Source organism: Methylobacter sp. sgz302048 (genome assembly GCF_052162025.1).
Taxonomy (GTDB): domain Bacteria; phylum Pseudomonadota; class Gammaproteobacteria; order Methylococcales; family Methylomonadaceae; genus Methylobacter.
This window is the reverse complement of the sequence record NZ_CP197401.1, coordinates 1,090,892-1,103,021: the sequence shown is the minus strand read 5'-3', so window position 1 is coordinate 1,103,021 and position 12,130 is coordinate 1,090,892. Positions and strand designations below refer to the sequence as shown.

Annotated in this window: 9 protein-coding genes and 1 riboswitch; of the genes, 2 read left to right on the top strand and 7 right to left on the bottom strand. The window is 44.1% G+C overall.

Annotated features, from left to right (window positions below):
- Positions 1 to 222 precede the first annotated feature (222 nt).
- From ACTNE6_RS05380 to ACTNE6_RS05355, 6 genes are all read right to left on the bottom strand, one after another.
- On the bottom strand, positions 223 to 1,152 hold the full coding sequence (locus tag ACTNE6_RS05380) for a CpsD/CapB family tyrosine-protein kinase (RefSeq protein ID WP_194969419.1): 930 nt from the start codon (positions 1,150 to 1,152) through the stop codon (positions 223 to 225).
- Positions 1,153 to 1,936: 784 nt separating this feature from the next.
- On the bottom strand, positions 1,937 to 3,652 hold the full coding sequence (locus ACTNE6_RS05375) for a GumC family protein (RefSeq protein ID WP_442498876.1): 1,716 nt from the start codon (positions 3,650 to 3,652) through the stop codon (positions 1,937 to 1,939).
- A gap of 8 nt (positions 3,653 to 3,660) precedes the next feature.
- Positions 3,661 to 4,914 carry a hypothetical protein gene (locus ACTNE6_RS05370; RefSeq protein ID WP_442498875.1) on the bottom strand — a complete coding sequence of 418 codons (1,254 nt, stop codon included), beginning with the start codon at positions 4,912 to 4,914 and terminating at the stop codon, positions 3,661 to 3,663.
- Between the two features lie 30 nt (positions 4,915 to 4,944).
- Positions 4,945 to 5,487, bottom strand: coding sequence for a polysaccharide biosynthesis/export family protein (locus tag ACTNE6_RS05365; protein ID WP_442498874.1), 543 nt, complete (start codon positions 5,485 to 5,487; stop codon positions 4,945 to 4,947).
- A 111-nt stretch (positions 5,488 to 5,598) separates the two neighbouring features.
- Positions 5,599 to 6,144, bottom strand: coding sequence for a VPLPA-CTERM sorting domain-containing protein (locus ACTNE6_RS05360; RefSeq protein WP_194969415.1), 546 nt, complete (start codon positions 6,142 to 6,144; stop codon positions 5,599 to 5,601).
- 41 nt (positions 6,145 to 6,185) lie between these two features.
- Positions 6,186 to 6,274: riboswitch (cyclic di-GMP riboswitch) on the bottom strand.
- Between the two features lie 336 nt (positions 6,275 to 6,610).
- Entirely contained in the window at positions 6,611 to 8,026 is a 1,416-nt protein-coding gene (locus tag ACTNE6_RS05355; protein ID WP_442498873.1) for an undecaprenyl-phosphate glucose phosphotransferase, read from the bottom strand.
- Between the two features lie 704 nt (positions 8,027 to 8,730).
- Between ACTNE6_RS05355 and ACTNE6_RS05350 the strand changes: the two genes are divergently transcribed.
- Together ACTNE6_RS05350 and ACTNE6_RS05345 are read left to right on the top strand one after the other, a co-directional pair.
- Positions 8,731 to 8,967 carry a hypothetical protein gene (locus ACTNE6_RS05350; protein ID WP_194969414.1) on the top strand — a complete coding sequence of 79 codons (237 nt, stop codon included), beginning with the start codon at positions 8,731 to 8,733 and terminating at the stop codon, positions 8,965 to 8,967.
- 149 nt (positions 8,968 to 9,116) lie between these two features.
- Positions 9,117 to 11,060, top strand: coding sequence for an acetoacetate--CoA ligase (locus ACTNE6_RS05345; protein WP_442498872.1), 1,944 nt, complete (start codon positions 9,117 to 9,119; stop codon positions 11,058 to 11,060).
- A 147-nt stretch (positions 11,061 to 11,207) separates the two neighbouring features.
- Here ACTNE6_RS05345 and ACTNE6_RS05340 read toward each other — a convergent pair whose 3' ends face one another.
- Entirely contained in the window at positions 11,208 to 12,119 is a 912-nt protein-coding gene (locus ACTNE6_RS05340) for a hypothetical protein (protein WP_442498871.1), read from the bottom strand.
- Positions 12,120 to 12,130: the final 11 nt, after the last annotated feature.

Here is a 12,130-nt window from a genome sequence, read left to right as displayed (position 1 = left end):
ACCAAAACTGCCAGAAACATCACTAACTATGAAAATACAACTATTGAATATCAGCATAGTAAATTTAAAACTAATATCCATTACTATTTCGAAGAAACTCTGGCAATAATAAATATTTTATGGAAAACCTTAACTTGCTGTTAATAGCTAGCGATAGGTTCTTTAGAAAAACTCAGCCCCACAGCGTATTGAGCAGTAAATAAATTTACTGCTCAACACTAGTTAATAATAGCCCTGATGATCAGGCATGGTTTCCGATTTATTTAATACCGTTCCTAGCAATTGAGTACCAGACAGCATCCGCAATGCTTTAGTAACTTCTTCGGGTGTATTGCCGCCTTCTTCAACCACAAGTAATGCCGCATCGAAATAGTCCATGCTGACCAAAACATCATCAGTGACCAGGACGGGCGGCAAATCAAATATTATAATTCTTGATTCGTAGTGGTTTTTTATATCGTTGATCAGACTCTTCATTCTGGGGCCGGACAACATTTCCGAAGATCCTGTCACCTGGCCTTTGCCTGGCAGCAGTACTAAACGCTCAAATCCAGGATTAACCAGGATATCGGATAAGGGTATATCGTTTTCTAAGTTCTTAATACCACTCAACCAGTAGCCTTCTGGATTGACCAGAATATCGGATAAGGGTATATCGGACGTGAGGTAATCGCTCAGGCCCTGCTCGACTTGCAGATCGAAATACCAGTGAATTTTTGGAAATCGTAAATCGAGATCGACAAGCAAGACTGTCTGATTGACTTCCATAGACATTGCGATAGCTAGATTAGCGGCAATCATCGATTTTCCTGCACCTTGCGTCGGAGCAGTTATGGCAAAACTGTTCCAGTTGTTTTCCCGCAATTGTTTGAGGACTTTTGTGCGCAGCATCCGAAACACTTCCGCTACCGGATCATGTTTCAGCATGGAGACTACTCTGCGCTCTTTCAACACTTCCTGATTGGCAGCATGTACTTTGGTTTTAGCATAGACAATGGCTTGCTCATCGGGAAACTTTTTTGTTTTCTGAGTGGCGACCTTGGCCTCGGGTTGTTTAGATTTTCTATATTTATCTAAAGCTTGCTGTATGTGTTCCAACTTTATTGCCCCATGTTCACTGTTTGCTCGTTTATTCTGGAATTCTACATCCATGCTCATCTTATGCTTGAGAATATAGATGTAATTACATAAGTGTAGCTTCTTTTATCGCTATAAAAAGCCTTAGATAATAGGCTTAAGCACTGATACCCTGAACTTGTGCTGCTTTTATCTTGCTTGTTTCTTTGAGCGCTTACCGCAGCTTTTGAATCTTTCCTTGCCAAAGACGATACAGGTGTTCGAGTGTATGCGGATTCACTTACACTACCTAACTAGTGCAGATATTCCATGCTGTCTCGGTCGAGTAAATTCGACCTTACATTTAGTGGTCCAATTTGAATAATCATGGTGTCAGCGGCACTTATTAAGCCGACATAAATTCAACTAAACGTATAATATCAGTTAAAACAGTATTGCTCCTTATCTTCCCTAAATATTCTACGCCGGATAATTATTGTAATTTTTTATTGTAAAAGCTTTTTAAACGTTTTTTATTTAAATAACTGATTATAAATTCCAACCATATAATCAGTTATCAAATCACCATAATAATTTACCGATGTTACGCATGGGCTTTATTTTATTCTGGCTGCGCGCTGACGACAGGTTGTGAGACCGATCTCACAGCAGAACTCGTCGCATGAATAGTGATGCGTACGCGTAGGTGCGAATTTACTTGTGCCCCTTGCGGGTATTCGCACTATTTATTAATGCCCATAGCTCGTGGAAGCGTTTCGGGTCGAATTAATTCGACCCTACAGTTGAATTCAAACAACCTTTCGCGCTGGCGATACTTTTTAAACTCGCCTCAATTCAATTGATGCGTAACATCAGCGATTTATATAAGCCCCAAGCGGTTCCAGGTTTTGTACCATAAAATATCAAGCGGCATATAAAGCATGTGTACTGATACTATCATGCCTAGCAGCAATACGCCTGCTATTATGCTGAAATTGATAATGTTTCTTCTGGTTCGATCGATGTCTTCCTGACTTTTAATATAGGGCACCACGACTAGTGGTTCCGCACCGACAATATGCGCCAAGGAACGGTGGCCTCTGATGCTATCGTCCATCATTTCTCTCAAAAGACCCGCTCCAAAACCGCCCCCTATCGAAGCTATAAAACCTATGAATAATAGTTTCAACCGATTAGGTTTAATAGGTTTGTTAGGCAGAAGCGGCGGCTCTATCAAGCTGAATTTTTCAGCCTTTTGCTCTTCTTCCAGCGTCTGCGCCAATTTGGCCTCAAGCTGTTTTGCCTTGAGTTCATTGTATTTAGCCTTGTTGTTATCCAGATCTCTCATCAATTCATAATAACCGCGCTCAACCTGATGAGTTTGTGATATGTTGACTTCCAACGCTTTTAATTTTTCCTGCAATTCGGCCCGGTGTATTCTGATGTTTGCCAGCTCAACCTCGGCCACATCAATTTCACTCTTAATTTGCAAAAGCGTTGGATCACTAATAGTTTGATTCGCCGGCTTTTTTGCAGCGGATGGACTCTGCGCGCCTGTCAACTCGGCAACTTTGCGCTGAGCAACCTTGACATCAGGATGATTATCGGAATATTGCTGACGTAATTTCGCCAGTTCCTGTTTCGCTTCCTGCAATTTGCTATCTGCCTCTGACTGCTCAGGGTTTTGTCCTGATTCAAGTATCTCGACTTGCCGTTTAACCCGCATGACATCCGGATGAGTGGCCGAATACTTGCTTAGTAGGCGTGCCTGTTCCAGTTTTAATTCAGCGAGTGATCTCGGTGCGCTTCCATCGGAGGTTGATGCAAGCGAATTTTGACCGGCTACAGCCATTTGCGATCTTAAGCTGATTTTCCGTTCATCAAGCATCTTTTCCCGCAAGTCCAATTGCTGAATTTCACTTTCGATACGGCTGACCGCTGATAAATTGACAGGTAATAGCTCGGGCAAGCTATCTCTGTATTTTTCTTTATATTCAGCCAGTTCATTCTCAATTTTCTGAATATCAATTTTAAACTTCTGCGCCTCGGCTTCCAGAAACACGGTTGTTTCTTCAGCCCGCTCAGTCCGGTTGCGGACGTTTTCATTTAAAAACAGGGTAACCAGTTCATTGGTTACTTTTTGTGCCAGCAATGGATCTTTATCATCAAACAACAATTTGAATGCGAGTGTCGCCTTGCTGTGCCTCCCTTGACTGATTACGTCGGCATTCACAAGTTCCAGATGAGCGTTCATCCGGAATTGTTCAGCCAGTTCTGCTGGCGTCAATTTTTCCTTCTGCTCGTGATACAGGTTAAATTTGTCAATTATTTTTGTCAGATTATCGGTCGTCATGACCCGCTGCTGAATCAGGCTGATACGCTCATCCGCATAACTGGTGACTGTTGATTTAACCAGATCGGTTGGAATTTGCTGCTGTTCAATCAGAATGGTGGCCTGGGATTGATAAACCGGCGGTAAAATCAACGCGACCGCAATGCTGGCAACCAATAATAAGAGCGCAGTGGCGGCAATCAGGTACTTTCGTCTACGCGCTATTTGCAGGTAATCTTTCAGGGTTTTAACGTTTTCTTCCATTACAGTCTCTATCTTGAAATACTTAAACCGGGCCAGTTGTAATTAATGGTCAACATGAATATATTTGAGTCCGCTGTGCTGTCCGGGTTTTTTCTGTCCTGGTTTCTGTAGGCGTAAGATGCCGATAATAACCAATCCTGGGTCAATTCCCAGTTAATATTAGGCGAAACCCATATATTTGTTCGGCTCTGCCCAAATCCGCCATTAATACCACTGACTGAATCCGTCTCGCGATAACTGGTTGTCAACCCGCTGGAAAACCTTTCGGTTATTTGATATAAAAAATCAAGGCTGATCAGGGTTTGCTCGGTTAATTGCCCTTGGCCTGAAGGAACCAAAGATCGGCTTAAGCCGAAATCTGACGACAGACTTTCTCCTTTGTAGTGCACACCGATATCTGTCAGGAAACCTGCCGATGTATCCTGATTTGTCGCCGTCAATAGCCCGGGAATGATTACTGTATCTATGTTTGTGTCCGTGATTCGTCCGCCGATGGTGCCGTTGAATTGCCATTCTTCCGATAATTGATAGGACGATGTCAGGTTTATCCCATAGCTGTTGCTTTCCGAGTTTATTTGCCCTGTCGAGTTGTAATTCGAATAAAATGTGGAAATGGACTGCGAAAATAATTCGCTCCACTGCCGTTGCCAGCCCACATTGATCGATTTAACTTCGTTGTCATTAAAGTTATTAATGACAGTGTCGTTATCACCAGAACCGGGGTTGGAATAGGTTGATTTTGAGTAGGATGCTGAACTGATCAGGCTGTCCAGTTCCGTGAATCTGTAAGAATAAGTCGGCGTGACTGTCAGGTTGTTGCGTCTTGCATTGGTTGCAAAGTTACCAGTGTCCTGCTCTGCAAAGTTCTGGCTGGGCACGACAGAATAACTCGCACTTAACCCCGTAAGGCTGCGTTCGGTCCTGTACTCGGTGCTTAAGCCATAGTCCTGTGGATTCTGATCGAGCTCTTCTATGTCTGTATAATGCTGGACACCATAACTGGCTCTACCTTGCACATCCCACGCTTCTGTCTTACGGGCAAAATTCAGCGTAGGCGTTAAATAGTAAATGAGGGACCCTTCCGGATTTTCGGATAACATCCTGACATTGTCGTTATAAGATAGCGACTGATTAACAATGCCATCAACTATCCATTCTGCGGCATCAAGACTGGAACAGAAAACGCTCGCGCCAACAATCAGCGCAATCCTTTTGCGATAACCGCGACATTTTCTTCCCTCTTGTTGAGATATGGTTTTCATGTGCTCAATATACTCTTAAACAGAGCGCGGTCACGGCACTACAATTACATCGCCACTCCGCAACAAGTGGTTGTTTTCCAATTTGTCGCCGTCTTCTACTTCGCCGTATTTAAATGCGATCGATTCGGATTTGTCGCCATTACGGCGTAGAATGACAATATCGTTAGCCTTCGCAAACGCTGTCAGGCCGCCGGCAAGACTCAACATCTGCATGACATCCATCGGCTGATACATAACGAACTGGCCCGGTTTTTTCACTTGGCCGATGACATAGATGGAATTACCTTCAGCTGACTTGACCGAGATATTGACTACTGGATCGGCAATAAACTCTGCGAGCCTTTCTTTCAAAATAGCCTGTATCTGGCTTATCGATTTGCCGGCGACTGAAATACTTCCCGCTAGCGGAAAACTTATGCTGCCATCGGGTAAAACCCGCACTTCCTTTTGCAAGGCTTCTTCATTCCAGACCGAGATATCAAGGATGTCACCGGAATTAACCGTATATTGGTTAGAGTCCGCATGCGCAGTCTGAAAAAAAATGGAAACTGCCAACAACAAAAAAATTCTCATAAAAAATAACATAATTTTTTACTACTATTCTGTGAAATTAAAAAAAGGGGCACTGAGCCCCTTTCAGTATAATGGAAAAATTAATTTCCTTATGCAACAGATTGTGCTGAACTAGCTTTTGCGACGTGAAAACCCGACTAAACCCATGATTGCAGAACCGAACAACCAAATAGCAGCTGGCACAGGCACCGCAGAAACGGCATCAAGTTTTAATTCGGAAGACAATCCAGAGTCGCCAACATTAGCTATGCCGAATATTACAGGACCGAAATAAGTCTCTGCAACTGTGTATGAAAATTTATTCCATCCGCTGTTGCCATAATCACCAACTGTGGCGACATCAGATAATTTAAAATATTGATCGCCTACGAAAAATGCGAAATCATTGTATGGCAAATAATCATTTGCTACAAATTTCCACATAAATTCAATAGTTTCTCCACCAAAGAAATCTGTGGATTGTATTAAGGAGCTATTGCCTGTAATTGAGCCGTAATACTGACCTTCAGGATGATCAGAATCATTTTTGACAGATCCCGTTCCTACTAAAGTCCAATCAGAAAAATCTCCCGTTTCGAATCCAATATTCAATAATGCTGCATTTGCATTTGAAATTGAAAACAGGAACAACAGACCTGCTAAAGATATTTTTTTCATAAATAACCTCTGAAACAACAAATTATAAATTAAGTATCATAATTTGCAGCCCGACTATCTTGGCAAACCCACCTAACCAAGACTCGTGGTTTTCCGCCCCTGCTTCACAACAGGTTTAGCCTTTATCATCCATGAACCGTGCCAACCGGGCGGTTGGTCACGAAATTAACAACTACCGTTCCAATTCGTTGATAGCATCCAGCGGTCAATTGCAACGCGCCAGAAGATAAACATAATAAAAACAGTTATCTATATAACCTTGAACAAAAAATTACTATGTATTTTAAAAAAGGTTTTTGACGTTACATAACGATAAAACATTATATCGTCCGGTACGGCAAATAAGACAATTAAGTTATGTTTATGAGCCCTATTCTATAAAAAACTTCTTATTTGTCTATATAATTTTTCACATTTCTTCTATGTAATTTTTTACATCTTTCAAATAACATTCTATACCATAGAGCTAATAAGCTTTCGCTCCCAAAAAACCTTTAAAGACAGTCAGTATTACAATTTTAATATCCAGCCACAAAGACCAGTTTCTTATATAGGCCAGATCATATTGTATTCTTTTTTCCATTTTGTCTAAGGTATCCGTTTCTCCCCGATAACCGTTTATCTGCGCGTATCCGGTTATCCCCGGTTTTACTATATGCCTGAGCATGTAGCCTTTTATTTGTCCGCGATACCATTCATTATGCGCTACCGCATGGGGCCTGGGACCAACGATTGACATTTTCCCCTGTAAAACATTAATAAATTGGGGCAATTCATCCAGTGATGTACGTCTTAAGAAAGCGCCCAGTCTTGTTACTCTGGGATCATTCTTTCGAGCTTGTTTAATATTGTTGTCGTCTTCGCTGACAGTCATCGTTCTGAATTTCCAAACGACTATTTCCTCGCCTCCAATGCCGTATCGACGCTGTTTGAATATCACCGCTCCAGGCGAGCTTATTCTGACACTAGCGCTAATAATTAGTAACGGAATTGCAATTAATATTAGAATAATCAGACTGACCACTATATCAAAGGCTCTTTTTATAACGCCATCAACCCCGTAAAAAGGGGTATCACGAATACTTATGACAGGTATACCTTTTATATGATGCAAACTGGATCTTAACAGATCGAACACAAATAAATCAGGGACATAATAAACTGAAACAGTCGAATCCGATAATTGCTCTATCAATTCTTTAATTTTTAGCTCTGTCCGCAAGGGAAGTGTAATATAAACAATATCAATAGCTCCGCCTTTGGCATCTTTAATTAATTGTTGAAAACTACCTTTCAATTTATTTTCGGCTAAGGCGCCTCCATCAATTTCTGTTTCCTGCTCATCATCATAAAAGCCGACAAAATGCAGCCCCATCGATTCTTCTTCGGCAAATATATTTTTTAACTCAACACCTAACCGGTTTGCTCCGACAATCGCTGCTCGGCGGGTATTTCTTCCCTTTTTTCTGATTATGCCGGCAATACTGCTGACGATAATGTGCCAGGAGACTATCTCCACAGGCACTGCCCCAATCCACATCCAAAAATAATATCTGTAAACAGGATCCACCAAGGGGTAAGCCTGATCAATCCCCATTATTACAACCAATACCCAGAACCATGAAAAAAGAATACGCTTTATTTCAATGTGGATAGATAGCCCTCGGCTTTGCCGATACAACTCGTTGAATTCTGCAAAGATACCGAAAACTACGATCGAAATCAGAAGCCACCAAGTTTGCTTGCGGTCCCACTCAGTAGCGTTGAGATCAAGAATGGCCCATAAAGTCAATCCAATAACAATAACGTCCAGCAATCGCGCCAATGCTATTAACTTATTGCTATGAGGGCGGATAATTCCGAATTTATGAGTGCTGTTCACTTTAAAGCTATTGAATTTTAAGAGGTAATAAAAAAACGGACACCAGATATCCTAATGATTCTAAGGCATTTCAAATATCGCTACAAGATAACTCTTGGAAATCTGTACCTATTTAATAAGTTAACCTACAGGTTTAATTTCATTTTTATGCCGTATCGAGCCAATCGACTTTTTTGAATTTAAAATTATGTTTTTTAATAGAAAGTTGATGAGTATCAAAAAATATTCTGCTACTTGGTTAATTAATAGCTCTCATTTTTAGGTGTATCAATTAGTTCATAAAATGATGGGCCATTATATGTACAAATGCTGATTCAATGCTCGCCCATCATACCTTTGGGAATTATCGATGAGCCGAGTGCTCTATAAGAAGGCGAAAGATGTTATTACTGCAGGAAGTCGCATTTTTCTGAATGTTTGCTTTGGATATATGGCAGCATGGAGCACTCTGTCGTCCGGATCAGGCAAACAAATAGAATCATGCGACTACTATTGCCGGCAATGCCTCCAGTCGCCTTTTGTTTTCCCGGCCAGAGGCTACAGACATCATTCCATTTATGCGCTTATGGATACAAATGGCACTACGCGATAGCGGATGCTTTGCATTTTTTCTTTGCGATATGAAAAAGCGCCTGGCCCTATCGCTTCCGGGGACTATTAGTCATGGATGATTAGAAACGTTAGTAAGGTATTGGAGGTGACAAATGAACAAAGGCAACGCTGTACCTGCAAAATCCGCCGCCGTTGTGGTTGTCGATTTTCAGAACTACAAACTTCGGAGCATCGCTCACGAATATGTCAGACTCTTAGCCGAATACGGCGTAGAAGCCGCCTCGTTATGGAGCATGGATAAGTTGGCGAATAATATAGAAAAAAAACAATTTAACCAGTTTGTCCAGCAGGAAATGCGCAAGTACGGTTTTGTAGCTCGTGAGCACTAGTACTCAGTCAGTATTGATATGTCTGGTAAATAGGTTTGGCGTAAATCCGCTCATCCTTCGACAAGCTCAGGACGAACGGATTTACTTCCCCCCCTCAAGTTGGGATTGACAGAGTGCTAGCATAGAAAGGTGACGACTTGAATCCGGTCATGTGGCAGCCTTCATTAAAAAGACGGGAAAAAGCCATTATCACCGCTTTTATAGCCAGAGTACGAGAAAGCAGCGGGGCTAACGTCACAGACTATGAAAGCCTATACCGCTGGTCCATTGCTGAACCGGCGGCGTTTTGGGATCTGTTGTGGCAATTTGCCGACATTATCGCTAGCCATAAAGGGATGCAAATTGTAGCGGATGCCGGCAAAATGCCCGGCGCCAAGTGGTTCCCCGAGGCGCGGCTTAATTACGCGGAAAATCTGCTGCTTAAAGGCTATGAAAACCAGTATGCCATTATTTTCCATGGCGAAAACGGGGAAAGCCAACGCTTGTCTTATGGCGAGCTTTACCGTCGCGTATCACGGCTCGCGCAGGCACTGTATTGCGATGGTGTTAGACCGGGTGACCGGGTTGCCGGCATTCTGCCGAACCGGCCTGAGAGCATTATCGCGATGCTGGCCACAGCGAGTCTGGGAGCAATCTGGAGCAGTTGCTCACCGGATTTTGGCGTGGCCGGCATCGTGGATCGCTTCAGCCAGATCACTCCCAAAATATTGTTTATCGGTGACGGTTATTTTTTTAACGGCAAGGTCTTTGACCGCTCCGGCCAGATAGCGCCGCTGCTCCAGGCCATGCCATCCATTGAAAAACTGGTATTGATTCCCGTGCTAAACAGTTTCGAGGGAACGGATGAAGATCGGGTGGTGCTTTGGCAGGATTACCTGGCCGGTTTTCCGGATGACCGCCCCATTGCCTTTGCCCAACTGCCATTTGATGCGCCGCTTTTCATTCTTTATTCCTCGGGCACAACAGGCCCTCCGAAATGCATTGTCCACAGCGTTGGCGGCACGCTGATCCAGCACATCAAGGAACACAGGCTGCATACCGATATTCATGCTGGCGACCGTCTGTTTTATTTCACGACCTGCGGCTGGATGATGTGGAACTGGCTGGTTTCAGGACTGGCATCCGGCGCCACGCTGGTGCTCTATGACGGCTCGCCGCTTTACCCTGCCGCCGATGCCCTGTTTGATTTAATCGATGCGTACCGAATTAATGTTTTCGGAGTTTCCGCAAAGTATATCGACGCGCTTAAAAAAGCATCTGTAAGGCCCCGGAAAACACATAACCTGGCCTCACTCAGAACGATCTTATCGACCGGCTCGCCGCTGGCGCCGGATAGCTTTGATTTTGTCTATCAGTCGATCAAATCCGATGTCTGCCTGTCTTCGATTTCAGGCGGTACCGACATCATTTCCTGTTTTGTGCTGGGATGCCCGATTCTGCCTGTGCGGCGCGGTGAAATTCAGTGCCGGGGCCTGGCCATGAAGGTCGATGTCTTCAATGATGAGGGGCGGTCGCTGCAAGGGCAGAAAGGCGAACTGGTTTGCACGGCGCCCTTCCCGTCCATGCCGGTGGGTTTCTGGAATGATCCGGAACAACGTCAGTATCATGCGGCCTATTTTGAAAAATTCCCCGGCGTCTGGAGCCATGGCGATTACGTTGCCTTAACCGATCAGGGCGGCATGATCATATACGGCCGATCCGATGCCGTTTTGAATCCGGGAGGCGTCAGGATAGGCACGGCGGAAATATACCGGCAGGTAGAACAAATCGATGAAGTGCTGGAGAGTGTAGTCGTCGGGCAAGATTATCATGGAGATTGCCGGCTTATTTTGTTTGTAGTTTTACGTCCTGGGATACAGCTAACCGATCAGTTAACAGCAGCCATCAAGCAGCACATCAGAGAGAACGCCTCGCCTCGCCATGTGCCTGCCTTGATCCTGCAAGTGACCGATATTCCGCGCACCAAAAACGGCAAAATTGTTGAACTTGCGGTGCGCGATATCATTCATGGCCGTCCTGTCAAGAATCAACAGGCACTGGCCAATCCCGAGGCGCTTGATCAATTTAGACAAGTTATTTCAATGATTAACTGATGTTGCGCAGTTTGCCTGTTCAAACCGCCGAAACGAGAGGTTTAGGACCTGTGGGGGCGCCTTAGGCGAAGTCGCCCCCACAGGCTTGCAAGTCTGATCAACCGAATTTGATAAGCTAAAGCGCTGCGCCACTAACCGCCTTAACCGTTATTGGACAGCCGCCAGTTCACGCCGTTGTTTATCTAACCCGTCCCAAAACGCCGCAACGCCGTCAAGCATTTCACAACCGTAATGAATGAACTGGTCTTCATCCAATTCCTGGGTGAAATAGAGTTCTTCCAGTTCTTCCTGCGTGTGCGTGGCATGCTGTGCTTCCAGTTTATCGTGCCAGATAAAAAAGCCTAATGGCAGCTTAACGCCAGTCCGCTCGCTGAAACGTTTAAAACCAGTGATCAATTGCCCCCAGAATCCGGCGGCGGCCCAGTTTTCTACCGCGTAACTGGCTGCCTGAGAAATCTGGTAGTTATCGCCGCCGTATAGCCGGATCAATTCATTACAGAAAAACAGCGTGGCGTCGGTGCCGTGTTTCGGCTGCCCTATATCGGCAAAATTCAGATCCAGCTTCTTGGCAATGGCATATAACCATTCAAAATGGCCTGCGGAAAAATGAAATGTACTACCCTCTATGCTGCCTTCGGTAGACCCCAGATCATGAACATCGGTTTTTTGCACAGTGGATTTGAAGCTGACGCCCAGTTCATTCGCCAGGATTTCTTTCGATGCCCGCATGGTTTCCAGCGTATCGGCATGAATCATCTTGTTGAGTTGAGCGATCAGAAACTGGTTGGAAAATACTGAAAACTGAATGATAAACGCTTTAATCTGGTTCAGGTTTTGATCGCCTTGCTCAAACCATAACGTGTAAGGGTTATGCATGATCACCCGGTGCTGGAGCAGTTCCTTATTGATGCGCTGCTGAAATTTCAGGAACTGCCTAGCTTTATCGATTGAATACCCGATTTGGTGTTCATTGAGAGCCGCCAGGGACGACAGACTCAATCCTTCGATATGGTGTTGTTGTGCAAGGCTTTTCAACGATTCACAAGCAACGTCTCGCATGATGCACCTCT